Annotated in this window: 21 protein-coding genes and 1 rRNA gene; 12 read left to right on the top strand and 10 right to left on the bottom strand. The window is 40.8% G+C overall.

Translation table 11 applies throughout. The features are described from left to right. From HF078_RS05795 to dnaA, 9 genes are all read right to left on the bottom strand, one after another. Positions 1-67, bottom strand: a 16S ribosomal RNA gene (locus tag HF078_RS05795); the annotation flags it as partial. Between the two features lie 374 nt (positions 68-441). Beyond that, positions 442-1,512 (bottom strand): HD-GYP domain-containing protein, encoded by a 1,071-nt coding sequence (locus tag HF078_RS05790; RefSeq protein WP_169290273.1) that lies wholly within the window; start codon positions 1,510-1,512, stop codon positions 442-444. 73 nt (positions 1,513-1,585) lie between these two features. Continuing rightward, complete coding sequence (gene gyrA / locus HF078_RS05785; protein ID WP_169290272.1) at positions 1,586-4,078, bottom strand: DNA gyrase subunit A; 2,493 nt, start codon at positions 4,076-4,078, stop codon at positions 1,586-1,588. A gap of 336 nt (positions 4,079-4,414) precedes the next feature. Continuing rightward, a complete protein-coding gene (gene gyrB, locus HF078_RS05780; RefSeq protein WP_169290278.1) occupies positions 4,415-6,340 on the bottom strand; it encodes a DNA topoisomerase (ATP-hydrolyzing) subunit B in 1,926 nt (641 codons plus the stop codon). Between the two features lie 89 nt (positions 6,341-6,429). Next, the gene (remB, locus tag HF078_RS05775; protein ID WP_168863616.1) at positions 6,430-6,678 is read right to left on the bottom strand and encodes an extracellular matrix regulator RemB; all 249 of its coding nucleotides are present in this window, start codon (positions 6,676-6,678) and stop codon (positions 6,430-6,432) included. Positions 6,679-6,689: 11 nt separating this feature from the next. Then, positions 6,690-7,811: a DNA replication/repair protein RecF gene (gene recF / locus HF078_RS05770; RefSeq protein ID WP_148987003.1), complete on the bottom strand. Its 1,122-nt coding sequence runs from the start codon at positions 7,809-7,811 to the stop codon at positions 6,690-6,692. Positions 7,812-7,825: 14 nt separating this feature from the next. Further along, entirely contained in the window at positions 7,826-8,044 is a 219-nt protein-coding gene (yaaA, locus tag HF078_RS05765; RefSeq protein ID WP_481747999.1) for a S4 domain-containing protein YaaA, read from the bottom strand. A 140-nt stretch (positions 8,045-8,184) separates the two neighbouring features. Beyond that, positions 8,185-9,321 (bottom strand): DNA polymerase III subunit beta, encoded by a 1,137-nt coding sequence (gene dnaN / locus HF078_RS05760; RefSeq protein ID WP_169290271.1) that lies wholly within the window; start codon positions 9,319-9,321, stop codon positions 8,185-8,187. 184 nt (positions 9,322-9,505) lie between these two features. Then, a complete protein-coding gene (dnaA, locus tag HF078_RS05755) occupies positions 9,506-10,852 on the bottom strand; it encodes a chromosomal replication initiator protein DnaA (RefSeq protein WP_169290277.1) in 1,347 nt (448 codons plus the stop codon). A 900-nt stretch (positions 10,853-11,752) separates the two neighbouring features. Between dnaA and rpmH the strand changes: the two genes are divergently transcribed. The 11 genes from rpmH to HF078_RS05700 all read left to right on the top strand — a co-directional run bounded on the left by rpmH (position 11,753) and on the right by HF078_RS05700 (position 22,531). Continuing rightward, positions 11,753-11,887, top strand: a complete 135-nt coding sequence (gene rpmH / locus HF078_RS05750; protein WP_010197888.1) for a 50S ribosomal protein L34 — start codon at positions 11,753-11,755, stop codon at positions 11,885-11,887. 127 nt (positions 11,888-12,014) lie between these two features. Further along, entirely contained in the window at positions 12,015-12,362 is a 348-nt protein-coding gene (rnpA, locus tag HF078_RS05745; protein ID WP_169290270.1) for a ribonuclease P protein component, read from the top strand. A gap of 283 nt (positions 12,363-12,645) precedes the next feature. Beyond that, the gene (spoIIIJ, locus tag HF078_RS05740) at positions 12,646-13,428 is read left to right on the top strand and encodes a YidC family membrane integrase SpoIIIJ (protein WP_169290269.1); all 783 of its coding nucleotides are present in this window, start codon (positions 12,646-12,648) and stop codon (positions 13,426-13,428) included. Further along, positions 13,425-14,063, top strand: a complete 639-nt coding sequence (gene jag / locus HF078_RS05735; RefSeq protein WP_169290268.1) for an RNA-binding cell elongation regulator Jag/EloR — start codon at positions 13,425-13,427, stop codon at positions 14,061-14,063. The genes spoIIIJ and jag overlap by 4 nt, the downstream gene beginning before the upstream one ends. A gap of 583 nt (positions 14,064-14,646) precedes the next feature. Next, complete coding sequence (gene mnmE / locus HF078_RS05730; RefSeq protein ID WP_169290267.1) at positions 14,647-16,035, top strand: tRNA uridine-5-carboxymethylaminomethyl(34) synthesis GTPase MnmE; 1,389 nt, start codon at positions 14,647-14,649, stop codon at positions 16,033-16,035. A gap of 53 nt (positions 16,036-16,088) precedes the next feature. Next, positions 16,089-17,978, top strand: a complete 1,890-nt coding sequence (gene mnmG, locus HF078_RS05725) for a tRNA uridine-5-carboxymethylaminomethyl(34) synthesis enzyme MnmG (protein ID WP_169290266.1) — start codon at positions 16,089-16,091, stop codon at positions 17,976-17,978. 27 nt (positions 17,979-18,005) lie between these two features. Beyond that, on the top strand, positions 18,006-18,722 hold the full coding sequence (rsmG, locus tag HF078_RS05720; protein WP_169290265.1) for a 16S rRNA (guanine(527)-N(7))-methyltransferase RsmG: 717 nt from the start codon (positions 18,006-18,008) through the stop codon (positions 18,720-18,722). Between the two features lie 119 nt (positions 18,723-18,841). Next, the gene (gene noc, locus HF078_RS05715; RefSeq protein ID WP_060665634.1) at positions 18,842-19,687 is read left to right on the top strand and encodes a nucleoid occlusion protein; all 846 of its coding nucleotides are present in this window, start codon (positions 18,842-18,844) and stop codon (positions 19,685-19,687) included. A 460-nt stretch (positions 19,688-20,147) separates the two neighbouring features. Beyond that, positions 20,148-20,909, top strand: a complete 762-nt coding sequence (locus HF078_RS05710; protein WP_060665635.1) for a ParA family protein — start codon at positions 20,148-20,150, stop codon at positions 20,907-20,909. Continuing rightward, a complete protein-coding gene (locus tag HF078_RS05705; protein ID WP_169290264.1) occupies positions 20,902-21,753 on the top strand; it encodes a ParB/RepB/Spo0J family partition protein in 852 nt (283 codons plus the stop codon). The genes HF078_RS05710 and HF078_RS05705 overlap by 8 nt, the downstream gene beginning before the upstream one ends. A gap of 70 nt (positions 21,754-21,823) precedes the next feature. Further along, complete coding sequence (locus HF078_RS05700) at positions 21,824-22,531, top strand: DUF554 family protein (RefSeq protein WP_169290263.1); 708 nt, start codon at positions 21,824-21,826, stop codon at positions 22,529-22,531. A gap of 47 nt (positions 22,532-22,578) precedes the next feature. Here HF078_RS05700 and yyaC read toward each other — a convergent pair whose 3' ends face one another. After that, positions 22,579-23,214 (bottom strand): spore protease YyaC, encoded by a 636-nt coding sequence (gene yyaC, locus HF078_RS05695; RefSeq protein WP_169290262.1) that lies wholly within the window; start codon positions 23,212-23,214, stop codon positions 22,579-22,581. Positions 23,215-23,313: 99 nt separating this feature from the next. Between yyaC and HF078_RS05690 the strand changes: the two genes are divergently transcribed. Then, entirely contained in the window at positions 23,314-24,330 is a 1,017-nt protein-coding gene (locus HF078_RS05690) for a YkvI family membrane protein (protein WP_169290261.1), read from the top strand. Positions 24,331-24,398 lie beyond the last annotated feature (68 nt).

Genomic DNA, 24,398 nt, shown 5'->3' with positions numbered 1-24,398 from the left:
GCTCGACTTGCATGTATTAGGCACGCCGCCAGCGTTCGTCCTGAGCCAGGATCAAACTCTCCAATAAAGAGTCTGAGCTTTTGCTCAAAATTTGCTAGCTTGTGTTACTTAAAATCATTTTGTCGTGTTCCGTAGAACCGACGTTATGACGCTGTTGTTTTGTTTAGTTTTCAAAGAACTCTTTTATGTTGCCGCCTTTCAAAAGCGACTTCATTAATATATCATTTATTTCATTTTAAGTCAACATCTTTTTATTATCTTTTTTCGATAGTTATGTAAGATGCAACTCGTTGTCGTTGCTGACTTGATTGATTATAGCACGGGTCGATTAGGGATGCAATTACTTTTTTAATATATTTTTATTTTCTTGTTTATAACATAGAAAACGAAGGAAACCTTATAGATTTCCTTCGTTTTTTGTTGAGGCATATAGCAGTGGAGTTATTTTAAAACTTCTTCTATATGAATGTCTAATTCTTGATTTAAGGTGAGGAATTGATTGGAGTCAATTTCTCTCACCATTGGCCTAGACGGATATCGGGGATCGATAAAGGCAACCTCTGCAATTTTATTATTAGAAAGCTTTATCTTGTCACCTATGCTGAAACTGCAAACATTTGACGTGAGAGCTTGAACGATAGAAAGATCATATTTTCCAAAGGTTTCATGTTTCAGCTGTTCAATCACTTTAAATGGAGATTGTTTGCTTCGGTACTTCCTTGGTGATGTCATCGCATGAAAAACGTCTGCGACTGCAAGTATTTTTGTATAGGTGTGTATTTTGTCTTCTGAGAGTCCAAAAGGATAGCCGGTTTTATCGTAGCGTTCATGATGCTGCAATACAGCAAGCTTTATTTCATCCTGAATTACTGGTTGTTTGCTTACCATTTGATAGCTGAAGATAGGGTGTTCTTTTATTTGGGCAAATTCCTCTTTTCTTAGGGCCGCAACATTTTTCAAGATTTTCTGATCGATGCGGGACATGCCGCAATCCATTAAGAAGCCAGCTATGCCGACTTGAATGATATCTTTCTTTTTATAGCCAAGTGATTTCGCTATTGCAGAAGCAATGATGGCCACTGCTACAGAATGATGATAGATATAGTCTTCTTCGTTTGTGTAATGGTAGAGGGCAAAAACTTCTTCTTGATATTGAAGGGATTTTTCAATTAAAGGGATAATTGTCTTGCGGACGGCACTATAATCAATTGGGGCACCTGATCCCCATGCCTCGTACATTTTTTTGTAAGATTGCGTTGCTTTTAAGTACATCTGTAAAAAGGAATCCTCTTTTGGTTTATCTTCAATCATGGTTAACAATTGAGGGTTGAAGGGTTGTCCGTTTGAGAGGAATGCTTCTATCTCGACTTTTTCTACCAAGAAAGACTCTAAAATTTCAATGTGTTGATTTGTCAGAACGGTTCTCTTTGGCATAATTGGTTTTGATGTGAGTGCCTTTATTTCTTGTGCCAGAATACATCCTTCCACTAGCTGTTCGGTTTTCACTAACATGAACGCTCTCTCCTTATAAACAAAGAGGAACACATAAAAGTGCTCCTCTCTTAGAGTTGATCATTTACTCTTCTTATTCTTCGACCTCTTCTGTGGAATTTCCTTCTTCCATTTCTGTATCTTCCGTACCATCTTCTGGCTCGTCTTCTTTATCCACTCTTGCGACTGTCGTCACAAATTCGTTCTCTGCAAGACGAATCAGCTTCACTCCTTGGGTGTTTCGACCCATTTGTGAGATTCCATCGACAGACATACGAATCAAGACGCCACTTGCTGTAATCAGCATTAGATCTTCTTCAGTGGTTACGGTTTTAACAGAAACTAGCTCACCATTACGCTCAGTGATGTTACATGTTTTAATCCCTTTTCCTCCTCGGCTTTGGACACGGTACTCTTCGGCCGGAGTACGTTTACCGTAACCATTTTTGGTCACGACTAGTACATCGAGGCCTTCATCAAGAAGTTCCATTCCTACCACTTCATCATTTTCGGAAATGGAGATTCCTTTTACTCCCGTTGCCGTTCTACCCATGGAACGTACGTCCGTTTCATGGAAGCGAATGAGCATTCCGTTTTTCGTTCCAATGATCATCTCTTTCGTTCCATCAGTTAATTTTACTGAGATTAACTCATCGCTTTCGCGTAATCCTAGAGCAATTAAACCGCCCTTACGGATGTTGGCGAATTGAGATAGAGGAGATCGCTTGGAAATTCCATGCTTGGTTGTAAAGAATAAATACCAGTCATCTACAAAGTCTTCCACCGGAATAATGGCGTTGACCCATTCTCCTTTTTCCACCTCAAGCAAGTTGATGATTGGAATTCCTTTTGCTGTACGGCTAAATTCTGGGATTTCGTAACCTTTTGCTCGGTACACTTTCCCTTTGTTTGTAAAGAATAATAGCGTATCGTGTGTGGATGTGGTCAATAGATGTTCAACAAAGTCATTTTCATTGGTTCCCATCCCTTGAATCCCACGACCTCCTCTTCGTTGGCTGCGGTAAGTCGAAAGAGGCAGACGCTTAATATAGCCATTATGCGTAAGAGTGATCACGACATTTTGACGTGGAATTAAATCCTCATCTTCAATATTTTCAAAGCCGCCAACCATTATCTCTGTACGACGTGTGTCGTTGAAACGGTCTTTAACTTCTGTTAGTTCTTCGCGGATAATTTCAAGTACTTTTTCTTCATCTGCAAGAATCGCTTTCAGTTCAGCAATAAGCTGCATAAGCCCTTGGTATTCTTCTTCTATCTTTTCGCGCTCTAAGCCGGTTAGACGTTGTAGACGCATGTCTAGAATAGCTTGTGCTTGTTTCTCAGATAGAGAGAATTCGGTCATTAACCCTTCACGGGCAATATCAGCCGTTTGTGAACTACGGATCAAGGTGATTACAGCATCTAAGTGATCTAAGGCAATGCGCAGACCTTCTAAGATGTGTGCTCTTGCTTCCGCTTTACGCAGTTCGAATGCCGTACGGCGCTTAATTACGACTTTTTGATGTTCTAGATAGTAATACAGACATTGTTTCAGGTTCAATACTTTCGGTTCCCCGTTAACTAGTGCAAGCAAGTTGATACCAAAGCTTGTTTGAAGGGACGTCTGTTTGTATAAGTTATTTAAAAGGACATTAGCGTTTGCATCTTTTTTGACTTCCATGACGATACGCATACCATTACGGTCTGATTCATCGCGCAAGTCAGAGATGCCTTCTATTTTCTTATCCCGAACAAGGTCCGCGATTTTTTCGATAAGTTTTGCTTTATTCACCTGGTAAGGAAGTTCATGTACAAGGATGACTTCTCTGCCATTCGGTTTTGTTTCAATCTCCACTTTAGCACGAACCGTGATAGATCCGCGGCCCGTTTCATACGCTCTTCTGATTCCGCTTCTGCCCAGAATCTGACCTGCTGTCGGGAAGTCTGGACCAGGAATGATTTCCATTAACTCGGGAATGGTAATGTCAGGGTCCTTACTTACAGCAAGTACTCCGTCAATGATCTCTCCCAGTTGGTGAGGCGGGATATTGGTTGCCATCCCAACCGCGATACCGGAAGCACCGTTTACAAGCAGGTTTGGAAAACGTGCTGGCAATACAATCGGCTCTCTCTCGGAACCATCATAGTTATCTTGGTAATCAATGGTGTCTTTATTGATATCGCGAAGTATCTCCATGGAGATCTTCGACATTCTTGCTTCGGTATAACGCATGGCAGCTGCTGCGTCACCATCGACAGATCCGAAGTTTCCGTGGCCATCAATCAGCATATAACGGAAGTTAAAGTCCTGTGCCATACGTACCATCGTGTCATAAACCGCGGAGTCACCATGTGGATGGTACTTCCCGATTACTTCCCCTACGATACGGGCGGACTTTTTATAAGCTTTATCAGCTGTCATACCTAAATCATTCATGGCGTACAAGATACGTCTGTGTACAGGTTTCAATCCGTCCCTTACATCTGGCAGGGCACGGGATACGATAACACTCATGGCATAGTCCAGGAATGATGTTCTCATTTCCTGACTGATATTTATTTCTTTAACTGAGGACCTCTCAGACATAATAACGAACCTCCTTGCGAAATGTGAGTTCAAGACCACATTCGCTTTCGCTCTTCTCTATGTAAAAGACAGGATAGCATGACACGTCGCCACTGAATTATCACTAAATTCTTGGTGTTTGTTAACAACCGCTGTTGATTTCCGCAAATGGCTTCGCTTTTCGCGGGGCGACCTTGAGCCTCCTCTGCAAGCCTGCGGGGTCTCAACATTGTCGCTACCCTCCCGCTGGAGTCTTCGCCATTTGCTCCTATCACCAGCTAGAAACCATTAGAACTTTAGTTTTCATTTTTCAGTGGCTCGGCATAGTACTACCACGCTTTTTTATGGATACTTAAGTTAAATATCCAGATTTTTTACATAACGGGCATTGTCTTGGATAAAGTTTCTTCTCGGTTCTACTTTATCGCCCATTAGAATTTCAAATGTTTCATCCGCTTCGATTGCGTCTTGCAGGCTTACCTGTAGCAACGTTCTAGTCATAGGATCCATGGTTGTTTCCCAAAGCTGCTCTGGGTTCATCTCTCCTAATCCTTTATAGCGCTGGATGCCGGCTTTTGGTTGATCAGACATGGTCGCAAGAACTTCCTCAAGCTGACGTTCATTGTACGCATACTCAATCTTTTTACCCTGTTGAATCTTGTAAAGAGGCGGTTGGGCAATGTAGATGTATCCATGTTCAATGATCTGGCGCATGTAACGGTAGAAGAATGTCAGTAAAAGAGTACGGATATGGGCACCGTCGACATCTGCATCCGTCATGATCACGATTTTATGGTATCGGGCACGGGAAATGTCGAAGTCTTCGCCGATTCCAGTACCTAGCGCTGTAATAATGGCACGTACCTCGTTGTTGGATAAGATTTTATCTAACCGTGCTTTTTCCACATTGATAATCTTTCCACGTAAAGGCAAAATCGCTTGAAAGTGGCGATCACGCCCTTGTTTCGCTGATCCTCCCGCAGAATCTCCCTCTACCACATATAATTCGCTGATCGACGGATCTTTAGAGGAGCAGTCTGCCAATTTTCCAGGAAGGCTGGAGATTTCCAAAGCACTCTTTCTTCTAGTGAGTTCTCTTGCTTTCTTGGCTGCCATTCTTGCTCGGGAAGCCATTAAACCTTTTTCTACAATTTTTCTGGCTGCAGAAGGGTTTTCAAGCAGGAAGCCTTCAAATTTTTCCGTAAAAACAGAATCTGTAACTGTTCTTGCTTCACTGTTTCCTAATTTCGTTTTCGTCTGGCCTTCAAACTGAGGATCTGGGTGTTTGATCGAAACGATCGCCGTCAAGCCTTCTCGAACATCTTCCCCAGTTAGGTTGCTGTCTGCATCTTTGAAAATATTGTTCTTGCGGGCATAGTCATTGATTACTCTCGTCAATGCCGTCTTAAAGCCAGATTCATGGGTTCCACCTTCATAGGTATTGATGTTGTTGGCAAAAGAGTACAAATTGCTTGTGTAACTGTCATTATACTGCAGTGCCACTTCGATGGAGATTCCGTCCTTTTCTCCCTCCACAAACACAACTTCCTCATGAATGACTTCCTTTGTACGGTTTAAATGCTCTACATAAGAAGCGATACCGCCCTCATAATGGTATTCATTCTTTTTCGGCGTTTCTTCACGCTTATCTTCAATCGTTATTCGTATTCCTTTATTTAAGAACGCAAGCTCACGAAGACGGTGTGCCAGCGTATCGTAGTCATATTCTTTTGTTTCTGTAAAAATTTCTTCGTCAGGAACAAAGTGAATGATTGTCCCTGTGATGTCCGTTTCACCAATTATCTTAAGGTCCTCATTCGGTACACCTTTATTGTATTGCTGGTAATGGATGTTGCCATCACGATGGACATATATCTTAAGCTCAGAGGAAAGGGCATTAACAACGGATGCACCAACCCCGTGCAAACCTCCGGATACTTTATAACCGCCACCGCCAAATTTTCCACCTGCGTGAAGTACGGTCATAATTACTTCTACTGCGGGACGACCCATTTTTTCATGAATTCCGACTGGAATACCACGGCCATTATCTTTTACGGTGATGCTGTTGTCTTTTTCGACAATAACATTGATTTCAGAGCAATACCCCGCCAATGCTTCATCGATACTGTTATCGACAATCTCCCACACTAAGTGATGCAGTCCTTTGGCACTGGTGGAACCGATGTACATACCTGGTCGCTTTCTAACGGCTTCAAGGCCTTCAAGTACCTGTATATTACTTTCATCATAGCTGTTTTCTTGCAATTCTTTTTGGTCCATCGTCATATCTATCACCTTCACTTTTTATTTCTACACAATAGACTGGTTGTCCTTTTGGGCAACAAACACACCTATAACAGGCAGTTTCTCTAATAAAGGAACTCCTCCATCGAGGTATCCATTCTTTTTTTCAAGGTTGTTGAGGCTAACGGAGAAAGGTATATGTTTTCCTCGGTAATCACGATTGATTTGATGTCATGTTTACTGATATTTTTAATGGATTTGTCTGCTACTTCCGGGAGAGTACTCTTCCAGTCAGATTGCAGGAGCCTGCGGTCTAAAATAGCAATAATTTTAGAAGCGCGCACCATTACTTCTTCTCCAATATGCAAATACATGAGCCTTCACCTCAATTTCGTTTCTTGATCGTACCGGAGACCACCTCATATGTAGCCGCTTGTTTCAGGGTTTGATGGTCGATTCCATCCACACTCGTTGTTGTCACGAAGGTTTGAACTTTCCCCTGAATGGTGTTTAAGAGATGGGACTGTCTATAATCATCTAACTCAGACAATACGTCATCAAGGAGCAGTATCGGATATTCCCCAACTACCGAGTGAATGAGGTCTATTTCTGCAAGCTTCAGCGACAGAGCTGTCGTGCGCTGTTGTCCTTGTGATCCGAATGTCTGGACATCTTTTCCGTTCACTTGAAAGAGCAGGTCATCACGATGGGGACCAAATAGTGTCACGCCTCTTTCAATTTCTCTATCTTTTATTTTATCAAACTTTTCGTTATATGCTTCTATCATTTTCGACAAGTTTGTTGTTTCTGATACATAATCAATGGATGGTTTGTAGATAATAGTCAATTCTTCCAAATCACGGCTGATGCTTTTATGAATTGGCTGAGCCCAGCTTTGCAGCAATTGAACGAATTCCTGCCTCTTTTCCGTCACGCTCGCAGCCAATTCGATAAGCTGCTCTGTTAATACAAACAGCATGGTTTCGTCTTTTTGCTTTCTTGTCTGTAACTGCTTCAAGTAATGATTGCGCTGCTGAAGTACTTTTTGATACCTCGACAAGTCATGCATATACCGCGGTGATACTTGTCCTAGTTCCATATCTATAAAACGTCGTCTTACCTGAGGACTACCTTTTACAAGGGTTAGATCCTCAGGTGCAAACATGACGATATTCATATTTCCGATATACTGACTTAATTTGGTTTGTTCAATATGATTGATCTTTGCTTTCTTCCCTTTTTTACTTATGACTAGTTGCAGCGGCAACTCTCCATTCCGTTTATGTATCCTGCCTTCTATTTTACCATACTCTTCGTCCCATCTGATAAGATCTTTATCATTGGACGTCCTGTGTGATTTTGCCATTGCCAATACATAGATAGATTCCATCACATTTGTCTTTCCTTGTGCGTTTTCTCCTAATATGACATTCACACCATTTTCAAATACGGCATGCAAGCTTTCATAATTTCGATAGTGTCTTAACGTCAATTCTTCAATATACAATCCGTATCACCAACTCATCCGGAAACAACGACATATTTTCCATGACCATCTATTTCAATTACATCTTGTACTTTCAGTTTTCTTCCTCTTCTGTCTTCAAGCTCTCCGTTCACTTTCACTTCGTATTCTGAAAGAAACCATTTTGCCATCCCGCCTGATTGAATGACATCGGCCAACTTTAAGAATTGTCCAAGTGTGATCATTTCTGTAGAAATTTGAATTTCTGTCATTATTTCGCGCTCACTTTCTTTTTAGGGATAAGTATTACTTTTACTATTCCCTTATTGTCTACTTCCTATTGTACTAGAACTTTTCCATATAGAAAAGAAAGCCACTAGGAATGGTCACTAGCAGCTTTCTGATTCTATGTTTATTAGTACGTTCTGACTGGCAGGATAAGTTGAAGCATGGAATCATCATGTAATGTTTTGATGACAAACGGCCTCATCGCACCAGTGAAATTAATTAAAATCTCGTTTCCTTCAAGAGCCTTTAAAGCATCCATCATATATTTTGCGCTAAAAGAAATTTTCAGTTCTTCACCATCAATGGAATTACTTTGGACTTGTTCCACTACTTTTCCGACTTCTGGAGAATTAGAGGAAACTTCAAGTGTATCAGACTCTAAAGTAGCAAGCTTTACTACATTATTTCGTCCCTCTCTTGCAAGTAAGCTCGCGCGATCAATCGCCTGAAGGAACTCTTTCGTTGTTACCGTGATATCCGTTTTACTTTCAGCAGGAATTAATCGGGAAGTATCCGGATAATTTCCATCAAGCAGACGGGAGAAGAAAAGAATATTTTTTGCTTTGAAAAGTACTTGGTTCTCCGTCATGACGATATCAAGCAATTCGTTCGTATCATCTAAAATTTTATTTAATTCATTCAAACTTTTACCAGGAATGACTACATTGCATGTAATGTCATTTTCCGCTTCCACCTTTGCTTTACGTAAAGCCAGGCGATGACTATCTGTTGCAATACAGGTAAGTTCATGGTTTTCAAGCTTCCAGTTTACACCTGTCAAGATAGGGCGTGTTTCTGAGGTGGACACTGCAAAGACAGTTTGTCGAATAATGTTTTTTAGTAGATCGGTTGGAACACGGAATACATTTTGTTCCTCTACTTGTGGCAAATGCGGATATTCAGCAGCATCTTGTCCATTTAGGTTAAATTCCGATTTTCCAGAACGAATGGTCGTTACATACTGGTTTTGTACCTCGATTTCGACTGTATCCATTGGAAGTTTTTTAATAATTTCACTAAAGAATCGGGCTTGCAGCACAACACTTCCAGCTGTTTTTACTTCGACATTTTCCGATCCATCTTCTTCAGAAGGAATGAAGGATTCAATGGAGATATCAGAATCACTTCCAGTAAGTGTAACTCCTTCTTCTGTAGCAACAATCTTTATTCCAGTCAAAATTGGAATGGTTGTCCGGGAAGAAACTGCTTTTAGTACATCTTGAACGCTTTGAACTAACTTGTCGCGTTGGATAATAAATTTCATCGTAATCCTCCTTAATGGGCAGGTCTATTTATATATTTTATTAATAAAAAACTAGTAGAAGTAATAGTAGGGGCTGTGATTATGTGGATAACTCGTATTTTTGTTACGCAGAGTAAATATCCACATGTGAATAACCTGTGTTTAACCAAGTTCCACTTATACACAGTTTCCACTATTGTTCTATTTAACTTTTAAGGGAATCGGCAATTGATTGTATTTGTTTTTGTAATGTTGTATCTGTTTTTACGAGATTGGAGATCTTTTCATGGGCATGAATAACGGTCGTATGATCTCGACCTCCGAATTCTTCTCCAATTTTCGGCAAGGAATAATCTGTGAGTTCCCTTGAAAGATACATGGCAATTTGTCGAGGGAAAGCAACCGATTTCGTTCGTTTCTTTGCCTTAAAATCCTCTAATTTAACATTGTATTCTTCTCCAACGGTCCGTTGAATGTCATGAATGGTCACCACTCTAGGCTTAGAGCTTGGAATGATATCTTTCAGTGCTTCTGCTGCCAAGTCAGCATTAATATCCTTATTAATCAGGGAAGAATAGGCAACCACTCGGATAAGTGCCCCCTCCAATTCACGGATATTGGAATCAATTTGATTAGCGATATAGAGCATCACTTCGTTTGGGATATCTAACCCTTCTGCTTTTGCTTTTTTACGTAAGATAGCTATACGGGTTTCTAAATCTGGTGGAGTGATGTCTGTTATCAAGCCCCATTCAAAGCGAGATCTCAGGCGGTCTTCCAATGTCGGAATCTCTTTTGGAGGACGGTCACTAGAGATGACAATCTGTTTGCTTTCTTCATGCAATGTATTAAATGTATGGAAAAATTCCTCTTGTGTTTGTTCTTTTCCGGCAAGGAATTGAATATCATCAATAAGCAACACATCGACATTTCGATATTTATTGCGAAAATCGACAGCCTTGTTGTCACGAATGGAATTAATGAATTCATTGGTGAATTTTTCAGATGATAAATAGACCACCTTTGCTGCAGGATTATGCTCAATAACATAATGGCCGATGGCATGCATTAAGTGGGTTTTTCCTAGTCCTACTCCCCCGTAAATAAAAAGAGGATTATAGGCTTTAGCTGGAGCTTCAGCTACTGCCAAAGAGGCAGCGTGAGCAAATCTGTTTCCAGAACCGATGACGAATGTGTCGAATGTGTACTTCGGATTCAGCATATTTTGAGGAATTTCGATCATATCATCGTCTTTTTTTACTTTTGCAGGAGGAGTTTTTATCTCGATCTCTTCATCTGCTTGGTTTTGAGGAATAATAAATTTGATGGATAAATCTTCACCTGTGATATCAGAGATGGTTTCTCCGATAAGACCGGAATACCTCGACTCGAGCCAGTCACGTGCAAATTCATTTGGTGCAGTGATCACGAGATTATCTCCCTGCAAAGAATGAGCTTTTGTACTCTTCAACCATGTTTCAAAGCTGGGCTTACTTATTTTTTCCTCTATCTGATTTAGTGCTTTGACCCATAGATCAGAAATATTTTTCATCATGAATCCCCCTTTCGTTTGTGTCTGACACCCTTTTGACAATAGAAAAAGGTGCTTATCTGTACAAGTTTTGTTCAACAAACACTCTGCTAGAAAAACACCCGTTGTATGTTTATTCATTCGTATACTGTGAAAAAGATATTATATAGTAGAAAAGTAGTTTTCGACAAAAAACCGCACCTGTGGACAAATACTTACACACAACCTTGGATAACTATCCACACCTTATCCACAATCTGTGGAAAACTATTTTCTGTTAATCATTTATTAAGAGTGAAAACACAATAATAATATCAAAAAAAACCTTATGTTGCAATTGCTTTTTAATATTATCCACAAGTACCACAAGTTGTGGAGAAAAGTTTTCCACAACACAAGATACTGTGTAAACCTTGTCGATAAGTGTTGTGGATGACGAAAAATAGCGAAAAAAGTTATTCACAGGTTGAAAAAAGTTAGATGCATAAAGTGAAAAATTAAAACTTAGCTAATCGTAGAGGAAGGCGCGCAGACTCCTGCGGGAGGAAGGGACAGGGGAGACCCCGCAACGAAGTGAGGAGGCTCCCGGACCGCCCGCGGAAAGCGAAGCGCCTGGAACGGAGATTAACCGATCAACGCAACTTTTATTGAAGAGATGAGTGAAAGATCGGTTGTTAGTTTTTACTATATAAAAAGAAAGGGTTGCTTTGTGGGGCTGGGGAATTTATACTTACATTTGGGAAGTTGACATTCCGATGGTATATTCTCTATAATTATTAAGACTGTCTGTAAAGAAATTTTATATTATAGGAAAGCAAGACTTTCCAGTAGTGTTGAAAAACGGCTTATAAATGTCTATCGATCATATAGAGGTGTTTTTCCACTTAGATTTTGAAGTATCCTCAGGGAGGTGTCATAGTAATGAAAAGAACGTTTCAACCAAATAATCGTAAACGTAGTAAAGTACACGGTTTCCGTGAGCGTATGAGTTCTGCAAATGGACGTAAAGTTCTTGCACGTCGTCGTCGCAAAGGAAGAAAAGTATTATCAGCATAAGGCCACTGACTGTCAGTGGTCTTTTTTACTATTTCGGGCATATTCCGGTTATTTTTTCACAAGATTTGAGAAAGAATGTTGAAATAGGACCGAATTAGAGGATTTGTGTAAGGCAGGAGGAGACACATTGAGGAAAGAACAAAGAATCAAAAAAAATAAAGAGTTCCAACATGTGTTCCAAAAAGGAAAGTCGATGGCTAATCGGCAATTTGTCATATATGCTGTGCAAAAAGAGGACCAGCCCCTATTCCGGATTGGTTTATCTGTCAGCAAGAAAATTGGAAACGCTGTAACAAGGAATCGAATAAAGCGGCTAGTCAGACAAGCCATTCACGAAATGAACGAACAGCTACCTGGTGGCGTCGACATTGTCGTGATCGCCCGAAAACCAGCGGCGGACATGTCATTTGAAGAAGTAAAGAAAAGCCTACAACACGTAATAAGAAAACTCCCAACACTATCTGTTAAGAAATAAACTATAAGTGAACTATAAAAATTCTATTTAGTTTATAGCTTTTGATTGGAGCAAAAGGCGAAGACTCCTGAGGGAGATAGCGCTAGGTGGAGACCCCGCAGGCATAGCCGAGGAGGCTCCAGCAGCGCCCCTAGGAAAGCGAAGCCGTTTGAGGAAATCAAAAGCGGTGTTAATGGGACTTGAAAAAATGTGTTGGAAGTGTGACATATATTCAATTTGTCAGATAAAAATGATAGGATGTAAAAGGAATCATTTTTTTTGTGTAAAAAGGAGGAAAAAGAGGTTGAAAAATCGAATATGGCTACTAACGGCCCTTATCGGACTTGTAGTCTTACTATCAGGCTGTACAGAAATCAACCAGCCAATCACCAATGAAAGCGAAGGCTTCTGGAATGAGTTTGTGGTTTATCCATTATCTTGGTTGATTACGTATTTTGCTGAACTAATGAACAATGACTACGGTCTATCTATTATTATTGTAACGTTATTAATCCGATTTGCTATCTTACCGTTGATGATTAAACAAACAAAGAATGCAAAAGCGATGCAAGCTTTACAACCGGAAATGAATGCACTTCGTGAAAAATATAGTTCCAAAGATCAAAAAACACAACAGAAATTACAGCAAGAGACAATGGGTCTTTTCCAAAAGCATGGTGTAAACCCGCTTGCTGGATGTTTTCCGTTATTGGTTCAAATGCCGATCCTTATTGGATTTTTCCATGCGATTACTCGTACAACGGAAATTGCAAACCATAATTTCTTATGGTTTGACTTAGGAGATCCGGACCCATTCTTCATCCTACCTGTTGTTGCTGGTATCACAACATTCATCCAGCAAAAAATCATGATGGCTGGAATGGACAACAACCCGCAGATGGTGATGATGCTTTGGATCATGCCAATTATGATCGTTGTTTTTGCGATCAATTTCCCTGCGGCACTATCCCTATACTGGGTAGTGGGTAACATCTTTATGATTGTTCAAACTTACTTTATTAAAGGACCGGAGCTGAGAAAAGCAAAAGAAACAGCTGCTGGAACTGCAGGAGGAACGAAAAAGTGAAAGAAATAACTGCAACTGGTCCAACAGTCGAGGAAGCTGTCCAATCTGCTTTAGCTCAACTAAACACATCAAAAGACCGTGCAGAAATTACAATCGTTGACGAAGGCAAGAAAGGTCTCTTCGGATTGTTTGGCTCTAAACCTAGTGTTGTAACCGTCAAATTGAAGCAGGACCCAATCGAAGAATCAACGAATTTCTTGAAAAAAGTTCTTACTGAAATGAACATTGTCGCAGAACTAGATGTAAAAGTAGAAGGTAGAAATATCTTCATCAGCATCAGTGGCGAAAAAACCGCACTAATTATCGGAAAAAGGGGACAAACCCTTAATTCTCTTCAATATTTAACGCAAATTGTCGCAAACCGCTTTTCTAGTCAGTATCTAAATGTCGTCATCGATGCAGAAGGATACCGCGAGAAACGCCGGGAAACCCTGGAGCAGCTTGCAGAACGGCTTGCACAAAAAGCAATGAAAACAAAACAGGATGTACATCTTGAACCGATGCCTTCTTTTGAACGCAAAGTGATGCACTCGATCATCTCTGCCTATCCGGATGTAGAAACCTACTCCGTAGGAAAAGAACCGAACCGCTCCCTTGTCATCACAGCGAAAAAGAACAAAGTCGCAAGAAGATAATCCCAATAAAAAACGGCTGGCCCGATATCAAGGGCTAGCCGTTTTTTATTTATAAATATATTGAGACAAGTGGATTGGAGTGGAATACACTCGACTCCTACGGGAGGAAGGGACATGGAAGACCCCACAGGTGAAGCGAGGCTCCAGCAGCGCCCCTAGGAAAGCGAAGCCATTTGCGGAAATCAACAGCGGAGTTTAACCAATTAATAAAATCAAAGATTTTTTCAGTGGCTTTGCCTTAGCCGAGCACGCTCCCGGACCGCCCGCGGAAAGCGAGTGTCTGCAGCGGAAAGGAACGGCTAAAAAGAAAAGCGAACCCTAAAATTTTTGAAGAGGTTTTAGCTAATACAAACTTCGGCAAAACTGATGAAATAATTGTGCGAGATTTGTTTATTGTTATTCACATGTGGATAAGTTAAAATAATTGATGACAAATGAACCTTTCGGGAAATTTTTGTGGATAACTGTCGAACAGGAATACTTTAAAAGACACAAAAATTATGCTAACCTTAGTAAGTTAAAGGACGAACTATTTTACATTGATATAGAAGATACAAAAAGAAAAAGAAATGAGGTGAATGATATGTATGAGTTTGACACAATAGCAGCTATTTCGACGCCAATGGGGGAAGGAGCGATTGCCATTGTCCGCCTGAGCGGTGATGAAGCGTTCCGAATCATTGATGAAATTTTTGTCACCCCTTCTTCCAAGAAAATGAAAGACGTTGCCTCTCATACCATTCACTACGGACACATCGTAGATCCAAAAACGGAAAAGACAATAGAAGAAGTAATGGTGTCAGTTATGCGTGGACCTAAAACATTTACAAGGGAAGATGTTGTGGAAATTAACTGCCATGGCGGGCTTGTTTCCGTTAATAAACTACTTCAACTTGTATTAAGCAGAGGAGCGAGGCTTGCAGAACCTGGAGAATTTACCAAACGTGCCTTTTTAAACGGGCGTATTGATCTTTCGCAGGCAGAAGCAGTAATGGACTTGATCCGTGCCAAAACAGATCGTGCAATGAATGTGGCTTTAGGTCAGATGGAAGGTCGATTATCCAAACTGATCCAGAAACTTCGTCAAGAAATTTTAGAAACGCTGGCGCATGTCGAAGTAAATATCGACTATCCAGAATATGATGATGTCGAAGAAATGACCCATCAGTTATTGCTCGAAAAGTCGACATATGTAAAAGAAGAATTGGAAAAGCTGTTACAAACTTCCCAACAGGGTAAGATATTAAGAGAAGGTCTTTCTACTGTTATTATCGGAAGACCAAATGTAGGGAAGTCATCTTTGCTTAACAGTCTTGTTCATGAAAATAAGGCGATTGTAACAGATATTCCTGGGACCACACGCGATGTCATTGAAGAATATGTAAGTGTCCGTGGTGTACCATTACGCCTGGTGGATACTGCCGGGATTCGGGAAACAGAAGATATAGTTGAACGAATTGGTGTGGAGAGATCAAGAGAAGTTTTGAAAAAGGCTGACCTGATCTTGCTTGTTTTAAATAATAACGATGACCTGACAGATGAGGACAAGCAATTGTTTGAAGCGGTAAAAGGCATGGATGTCATTGTTATTGTAAATAAAACAGACCTGCCGACGAAAATTGATATAGAGCAAGTGAGAGAACTTGCTGAAAAGCACACCGTCATTTCCACCTCTTTAAAAGAGGAACAAGGAATTGACGAACTAGAAGAGGCCATTTCTTCAATGTTCTTCCAAGGCGACTTAGAAGCCGGTGATATGACATATGTCTCAAACTCTCGTCATATCGGTCTGATCACCCAAGCTCAACAAGCTTTGGAAGATGCGATAGTTGGGATGGAAAGTGGTGTGCCAATAGACATTGTTCAAATAGATTTAACTAGAACGTGGGAAATACTTGGTGAAATTATCGGCGATGCGGTACATGAAAGTCTGATTGATCAATTGTTCTCACAATTTTGTTTAGGGAAATAGTGGCTACTATCGTAAGTAATTGTGAAAAGAGCCTAGAATAGGAGGGAACACACATGGAATATCATGCAGGTTCCTATGATGTAATTGTAATTGGAGCCGGTCATGCTGGTGTTGAAGCAGGATTGGCAGCAGCTCGTCAGGGAGCGAAAACGTTAATGGTGACCATCAACCTGGATATGGTTGCTTTTATGCCATGTAATCCATCAGTCGGCGGTCCTGCAAAAGGAATCGTCGTGCGTGAAATTGATGCGCTTGGTGGAGAAATGGGAAGAAATATTGATAAGACGCATATTCAAATGCGTATGTTAAATACGGGTAAAGGTCCTGCGGTACGCGCATTGCGTGCACAGGCTGATAAGTTCCTTTACCAGCATGAAATGAAAAAAACCATCGAAAACGAAGAAAATATCACCTTGCTTCAAGGGATGGTGGAAAAGTTAATTGTTGAGGACGGAGTTTGTAAGGGTGTAATCACTCAAACAGGTGCCATTTATGAGTCCAAGACAGTCGTTATCACCACAGGGACATTCCTGCGCGGAAAAATTATTCTGGGTGAACTTCAGTATTTAAGCGGTCCAAATAACCAACAGCCTTCTATCACGCTTTCTGAGCATTTAGAGGAACTGGGGTTTGATTTGGTGCGTTTTAAAACAGGTACCCCTCCTCGTGTAAATAGTGCATCCATTGACTACAGCAAGACGGAAATCCAGCCAGGCGATGATGTGCCGCGCGCGTTTTCCTATGAAACAACGGAATACATTACTGATCAGCTTCCTTGCTGGTTGACGTATACTAGTGCCGAAACACACCAACTAATCGATGACAACCTTCACCGTTCTCCGATGTACTCTGGGATGATTAAAGGTACCGGGCCTAGGTATTGCCCGTCTATTGAGGATAAAGTGGTGCGTTTCAATGACAAGCCTAGACACCAAATTTTCTTAGAACCAGAAGGAAGAAATACGCAAGAAGTTTATGTGCAAGGACTTTCCACAAGTCTTCCGGAAGATGTGCAGCGTAAGATTCTTTCCACTATTCCAGGTCTAGAAAATGTCCGCATGATGCGAGCTGGGTACGCCATTGAATATGATGCCATCGTCCCAACGCAATTATGGCCGACACTTGAAACAAAAAGAGTACAGAACCTTTATACAGCAGGCCAAATCAACGGGACCTCGGGGTACGAGGAAGCGGCCGGGCAAGGAATTATGGCAGGTATCAATGCCGGAAGACGTGCCCTTGGTGAGGAAGATCTTATCTTAAGCCGTTCTGATGCTTATATCGGGGTACTAATTGATGACCTAGTGACGAAAGGAACAAATGAACCATACAGGTTGCTTACTTCCCGTGCGGAATATCGCCTGCTCTTGCGCCATGACAATGCAGACCTGCGTTTAACGGAAATCGGCCATAAAATTGGACTTATTTCCCCGGAACGATATGCAAAGTTTGAAGCGAAAAAACAAGAAATTGAAGCAGAAAAAGAACGCCTGCAATCCATTATTATTAAACCGAATGAACAGGTTCAGACCATCATCAGAGAAGCTGGCGGAAGTGAGCTGAAGGATGGCATCAGGGCAGCGGATCTCTTGAAGCGTCCTGAAATGAACTATGAACATATTCATCAAATGGTGCCTGCAGACAAGGAAATTACTCCTGATGTAGCAGAACAGGTGGAAATCCAGGTGAAATACGAAGGATATATTCAAAAATCCCTTCAACAAGTGGACCGCCTGAAGAAAATGGAAAATAAGAAAATACCAGAAAACATCGATTATGATGACATTCACGGACTTGCGAACGAAGCAAGGCAGAAGCTAAAAGAAGTGCGTCCTTTATCCGTTGCCCAGGCTTCCAGAATTTCAGGGGTAAATCCAGCGGACGTTTCCATCTTGCTTGTTTATTTGGAACAAGGTCGTATCGCCAAAGTATCCAACGAGTAAATCCAACGATAGAAAGGATACGAACATATGAATAAAGAACAATTCATTTCCCTGTTGGAGGAGAAGGGGATCTCCCTTTCTCCTCAACAGCTTTCTCAATTTGATACATATTACAAGCTGCTGGTGGAATGGAATGAAAAGATGAATCTTACTGCCATCACAGATGAAGAAGAGGTTTATCTTAAACATTTCTATGATTCCATTACCGCATCGTTCTATGTCGATCTAAACCAAGAATTATCTCTATGTGATGTGGGAGCAGGTGCCGGTTTCCCAAGCATTCCTCTGAAAATATGTTTTCCAAATCTAAAGGTTACCATCGTGGACTCGCTTAATAAGCGAATAACTTTTTTACAGAACCTTGCAAGTGAGCTAGGTTTGAAGAATGTTCATTTTGTTCATGACAGGGCTGAAACATTCGGGAAAAATGCCGACTATCGCGAGAAATTTGACTTAGTTACAGCAAGAGCTGTAGCACGTTTATCTGTGTTAAGTGAACTTTGTCTACCATTAGTTAAAGAAGGCGGTATGTTTGTGCCGATGAAAGCTGCGGCTGCAAGCGAGGAGCTTGAAAAAGGGAAAAAAGCCCTGCAAATATTAGGTGGGAAGCTAGAAAAAGTGCATTCTTTCTCCTTGCCATTAGAAGAAAGTGAAAGAAATATCCTGATCATCAATAAGATTAAATCTACACCTAAGAAGTACCCACGCAAACCAGGTACACCTAACAAACAACCGTTAGAATAAATGTTATTGTGCATATTAAACCTCGTTTCATGTGAAACATTTTGATCGGAAAAACAGGACTTATTAGCGTGAAAAGCGAATTACGTTAATAGGGATTCTATCCATAAGGTGGTGGAACTATGAAGTCTCCGTTCTCTCGTTTTTTTGGAATTGGCGAAAAAGAAGAACAGGAAATAGTAGAAAAGACTGATCATGAAAAAATTATGCAGGTAGCTGTAAAGGACATTGTTCCGAATAGATACCAACCACGTACTGTTTTTGTAGATGAAAGAATAGAAGAGTTATCTTTGACTATTCGGACGCATGGAATCATTCAACCTATTGTCGTCCGACAATTTGATGAGGGTAAATATGAAATCATTGCTGGAGAACGCCGTTGGAGAGCGGTTCAGAAGCTAGGTTGGGAGACCATACCTGCGATTGTGAAAGAATTTAACGACGCAGAAACAGCCTCTGTAGCTCTTATTGAAAACCTTCAACGTGAAGAGTTATCTGCCATTGAAGAAGCAATCGCTTATTCCAAGCTGTTGGAATTGCACAGTTTGACACAAGAAGCTTTAGCCCAGCGTTTAGGCAAAGGGCAATCCACTGTGGCAAATAAGCTGCGCCTATTAAAGCTGCCTTCTGAGATTCAAGATGCCCTGCTACAGAAAAAAATTACCGAGCGTCATGCTCGTGCCCTTATTCCGTTAAAGCTACCGGAAAAACAAGTGGCCGTTCTTGCTGAAATCCTTGAAAAGCAACTAAATGTAAAGCAAACAGAAGAACGCGTTGTAAAGCTGCTGGAAGCTGCTAATCCAAAACCAAAGGCTAAGCGAAAAGCCTTTAGTAAAGATATGCGTATTGCGATGAACACAATCCGCCAGTCCCTTACGATGGTAAACGATAGCGGCATTAAACTGGATTCGCAAGAAGAAGAAACCGAAGAATATTACCAATTCACGATCCGTATACCGAAAAAATAATACCTCTATCAAGATGGCCCTCGCCGTTAATTATCATAAACCTAGCAATCTAGTAATATCACTAGGCGCTACGACACGATAAGTAATAAGCGAAGCCATCTTTTTCTTGTCTTTACATTCAATTATTTCCCGAGAAACATTCTTCGACAATATTCCACTCCCCGCTCCCCTAATAATTATTCTCAAAAACAAGTTAAATTTCTGTCAATTCATGATAAAATATATGAGAAACAAAAGTCCTGTTAATTAGAATCATCAACGATAGAGTAGTTTCTAGCTGGTGATTGGAGCAAATGGCGAAGACTCCAGCGGGAGAGTAGCGGCAATGTTGAGACCCCGCAACGAAGTGAGGAGGCTCAAGGTCGCCCCGCGGAAAGCGAAGCCATTTGCGGAAATTACCAGCGGTTTTTTAAAGACCAACGAATAAAAAGTATGTTCTTTTCTGAAGGCAGGTGACAGCATGGGCAGAATTATTGCTATTGCTAACCAAAAAGGTGGAGTTGGAAAAACGACTACATCTGTTAATTTAGGTGCTTGTTTAGCCTACATTGGTAAAAGAGTGCTTTTAGTAGATGTGGACCCACAAGGAAACGCCACTAGTGGAGTGGGAATAGAAAAAGCAGAAGTCCATCAATGTATTTATGATATTTTAGTAGAAGATGTGGAAGCCAAAAAGGCAATTCTATCAACAAAGGTAGAGAACCTTTCCATCATCCCCGCAACAATACAACTCGCAGGTGCTGAAATTGAATTAGTTCCTACTATTTCAAGAGAAGTACGTTTAAAGAGAGCATTAGATGATGTGAAGCATCTTTTTGACTACATAATCATCGATTGTCCCCCATCTTTGGGCTTATTAACCATCAATGCTTTAACAGCTTCTGATGCAGTTGTGATTCCGGTACAATGCGAATATTATGCACTTGAAGGATTAAGTCAGTTATTAAATACGGTAAGGTTAGTACAGAAACATTTAAATAAAGAACTTATGATTGATGGTGTCTTGCTGACGATGCTCGATGCCAGAACAAATTTGGGTATTCAAGTGATTGAAGAAGTGAAAAAGTATTTCCAAGATAAAGTGTACAGAACCATCATTCCTCGTAATGTTCGTTTGAGTGAAGCGCCAAGCCATGGAGAACCCATCATTATTTATGATCCAAAGTCACGTGGAGCGGAAGTTTACTTAGATCTAGCAAAGGAAGTGGTGACACATGGGTAAAGGATTAGGTAAAGGCATAAATGCGCTGTTTCCTTCTATGGAAGCTTCTAAAGAAGAAGCCGTTCAAGAAATCAGTATCAAAGAAGTGCGACCAAACCCCTACCAGCCGCGTAAATACTTTGAGCCTGAAGCAATTGAAGAATTGAAAGAATCCATCCTGCAACACGGAATCCTTCAACCGATTATTGTTCGTAAAAGCATTAAGGGGTATGAAATTGTCGTAGGGGAACGCCGTTTTCGTGCCGCAAAAGAGGCGAAGTTGTCCAAAGTTCCTGTAGTAGTCCGCTCATTATCAGAACAACAAATGATGGAACTTGCGCTTCTGGAGAATTTGCAACGTGAGGATCTTACACCTATTGAAGAGGCTGCAGCCTATCAATCTTTGATGGTAAAGCTGGAATTGACACAAGAACAGTTAGCAAGCAGACTTGGGAAAAGCAGACCACATATCGCAAATCATATTCGTCTATTATCTCTTCCAAAATCTGTCCAAGAGCTGATGAATGATGGAAAACTTTCCATGGGACACGGCCGGGCACTTTTGGGTCTCAAAAGGAAAGAAAAATTAAAAGCGGTCATTGACAAAGTGTTGCAAGAGCACTTAAATGTACGTCAGTTGGAACAGCTGATTCAGCAGTTGAATGAAAGTGTTCCACGTGAAACGAAAAAGGACACAGAGGAAAAGGATATTTTCCTTAAGGATCATGAATCAGTGTTACGTGAACGTTTTGGTACATCTGTCTTTATAAAGCGTTCTAAAAACAAGGGGAAAATTGAAATTGAATTCTTCTCTGATGATGACCTGAACAGATTGTTAGAGTTGTTAGCTCAGACAGAAGAATAAAAAGCAGATCACTTCAAGGTGGTTTGCTTTTTTGGATAGGCGTTACTTTTAATAGAAATGGGGCTTTAGAGTGGTTTTATTAGGAACCATTGTTAATGGTATATGTATTGTGCTCGGTACATTCATAGGAAAAATTTTCACCCGCATACCGGAAAATACGAAAGAAACGGTGATGAAAATCATTGGTCTTGCCGTATTTTTACTTGGAACACAGATGGGTTTTAAGAGTAATGAATTTCTCATTGTCATTATTAGTCTAGTAGTAGGTGCTGTAATTGGTGAATGGATTAACCTGGACCGAAAGCTGAACAATGTCGGCAATTGGCTGGAACGTAAGATGGGGTCAAAACAGCAGGGCTCCGTATCAAAGGGGTTTGTAACGGCAACGCTCATCTTTGTTATCGGAGCAATGTCAGTTGTCGGTTCTTTAGATAGTGGACTTAGAGGCGATCATCAAGTGCTGTACACAAAATCTATCATTGATGGTTTCACTAGTATTGTTCTGACTACAACTTTAGGGATCGGGGTACTGTTTTCTGCCATCCCTGTCATGATTTATCAAGGTAGTATTGCTTTGTTTGCTACTCAAATTGACCTGTTTGTCCCACCAGATTTATTGGAGTTGCTCATATTTGAGATCACCGCTACTGGCGGGGTCATGATTATGGCAATTGGAATGAATATCATAGGTGTGACCGCTATTCGAGTGGCCAATCTGCTTCCAGGAATTTTAGTAGCAGCTGCACTTGTGCTTATACAATACTTTTTTATCATGTAACCTATTTCTTTCTTACAAGGTCGACTTTTAATGGGTCGGCCTTTTTTCTATTCTTGGCTTTGCATGAATGGTGGTTCAGAGTCCCTCGCAGCAGATGCAAGGAAATTCTTACGCTCGATAGACCGATCTAATTCTTTAATGGATTGCGCTATAACGGTCGCCATTTTCATAACCAAACTCAATCTCGTATTCTGTAAAACAAAAAATTCCATAAATCCGCTAACATTGACAATCCCCGTGATATGCATTTCTCCTACTGGCGGCAAGTCTTTCTTCACTCCAGCTCCAGGCATCACAGGACCTTCCCCTATGGTAATTTGTCCGACACTCTTCAACCTGCCAAGACAGGCATCGATTGCAATGATAAAAGGTGTAAGATGCTTTGCTTGAATATGTGCAAGCTTCTCTTCTAGGTTAACTGCATGAATAGGATCATCTAATGTGCCATATACATGAACATGGTCAAGCTTTATATCATGAAGTTTTGTACCGACTAGTGGTCCCAAGGAATCTCCGGTTGACCGGTCTGTGCCAATGCATACAATGACGATGGGGCGGTACACCAGGCTTGTTGGAAGGTTGGATTGTAAAGTAAGTGCAAGTTCCTTATAAGCATTTACTTCATCATGAGCAATACGAATATTGCCTCCCTTCTTCTCAAAAAAATTAGATTTAAGATTCATAGGTTCCACTCCTTCTTAATAGTAGTAACAGTATACGACTATTGATGGGAAACTATACGTCCACTTTTTTATTTTCGGATATTTTAGGGGGTTACATGTATGTGGAAAAGCGGGTTTCGCTGGATGTTTTTAATATTGGGTACAGTGATTGGTGCAGGGTATGCATCCGGCAGAGAACTTTGGCAATTTTTCGGTTCGGAAAGCGGACTAGCCATTCTTTTATTTACCTTGTTCTTCATCATTTCGTGCTATGTCATCCTGCAAATCAGCAGCAAGGAGCAGACGGAGCATTTCTCCCCCGTATTAAGAAAACTTGTCGGGCCGAGGGCATCGTATTTATACAATATCGTAATGGTCGTTTACTTATTTACCACTACCGTTGTGATGCTTGCAGGTGGTGGGGCTGCTTTACAGGTCTTTTCCATCCCTTATTGGGGAGGGATTGCGATCATATGCTTCTTATTAATTGCGTTGTTTGTTTACGACGTTAAAGGAATGGTGACGGTAAACGTCGTGATTATCCCAATAATTGTTTTGACCTTAGCCTATGTGCTGATAGATGCGGTACTTAATAGCCCGGATGTTATTCCTACTTCCGTACTTAAACAAAGCAATTGGCCCGCTGGATTTACCTTTACAGCATTGAATATTCTTCCACTTGTTGCTGTTTTATCTGCGATTGGAAAAGAAGTGAAAGGTAAAGGGGAAATTATCATCGCAAGTGTAGGAAGCGGGGTCATTTTAGGAGTCATCTCGCTTTTTTATAATCAAACTCTTATTCTCGTACAAAGTAAGCTGGGGCTATTCGAAATCCCGCTCTTTGCCATCATCCAGAGTTATCCTTTTTATATGTTGTTCTTTATGACCATCTTACTCTGGGTAGCCATCTATACTACGGCGGCCTCCGGGTTGCTCGGTTTAGTTACGAGATTTCGAAATGTCGTGCCAATTCCACTTTGGCTCATGTGTTTAGTATTCATATTATTAATGGTTCCCTTCACTGCAGTGGGCTTTTCCGTCCTCGTAGCAATACTTTACCCACTATTCGGCTTAATCAATCTCTATCTACTTGTTTGTATTCTGCTTTATCCGATCAAAAACCGTGAAAGCTCATAAGTAAACGTTGTGTATGTTTTAGTAAAATAGCAATTTGTGGGGAATCTAGATATAAACAAATGAAGATA

The sequence above is a fragment of the Bacillus sp. RO2 genome (assembly GCF_012911845.1).
Classification (GTDB): Bacteria; Bacillota; Bacilli; order Bacillales; family Bacillaceae_I; genus Sutcliffiella_A.
This window is presented reverse-complemented; position numbering and strand designations above follow the sequence as displayed.

Coding starts and splice junctions, on each gene's coding strand:
- HF078_RS05790 (WP_169290273.1), bottom strand. CDS start 1,512: ATGTTAGTGAAAACCGAACAGCTAGTGGAAGGATGTATTCTGGCACAA.
- HF078_RS05710 (WP_060665635.1), top strand. CDS start 20,148: ATGGGCAGAATTATTGCTATTGCTAACCAAAAAGGTGGAGTTGGAAAA.
- gyrB (WP_169290278.1), bottom strand. CDS start 6,340: ATGGACCAAAAAGAATTGCAAGAAAACAGCTATGATGAAAGTAATATA.
- dnaA (WP_169290277.1), bottom strand. CDS start 10,852: ATGAAAAATATTTCTGATCTATGGGTCAAAGCACTAAATCAGATAGAG.
- rsmG (WP_169290265.1), top strand. CDS start 18,006: ATGAATAAAGAACAATTCATTTCCCTGTTGGAGGAGAAGGGGATCTCC.
- yyaC (WP_169290262.1), bottom strand. CDS start 23,214: ATGAATCTTAAATCTAATTTTTTTGAGAAGAAGGGAGGCAATATTCGT.
- HF078_RS05705 (WP_169290264.1), top strand. CDS start 20,902: ATGGGTAAAGGATTAGGTAAAGGCATAAATGCGCTGTTTCCTTCTATG.
- dnaN (WP_169290271.1), bottom strand. CDS start 9,321: ATGAAATTTATTATCCAACGCGACAAGTTAGTTCAAAGCGTTCAAGAT.
- mnmE (WP_169290267.1), top strand. CDS start 14,647: ATGTATGAGTTTGACACAATAGCAGCTATTTCGACGCCAATGGGGGAA.
- HF078_RS05690 (WP_169290261.1), top strand. CDS start 23,314: ATGTGGAAAAGCGGGTTTCGCTGGATGTTTTTAATATTGGGTACAGTG.
- rpmH (WP_010197888.1), top strand. CDS start 11,753: ATGAAAAGAACGTTTCAACCAAATAATCGTAAACGTAGTAAAGTACAC.
- mnmG (WP_169290266.1), top strand. CDS start 16,089: ATGGAATATCATGCAGGTTCCTATGATGTAATTGTAATTGGAGCCGGT.
- gyrA (WP_169290272.1), bottom strand. CDS start 4,078: ATGTCTGAGAGGTCCTCAGTTAAAGAAATAAATATCAGTCAGGAAATG.
- remB (WP_168863616.1), bottom strand. CDS start 6,678: ATGTATTTGCATATTGGAGAAGAAGTAATGGTGCGCGCTTCTAAAATT.
- noc (WP_060665634.1), top strand. CDS start 18,842: ATGAAGTCTCCGTTCTCTCGTTTTTTTGGAATTGGCGAAAAAGAAGAA.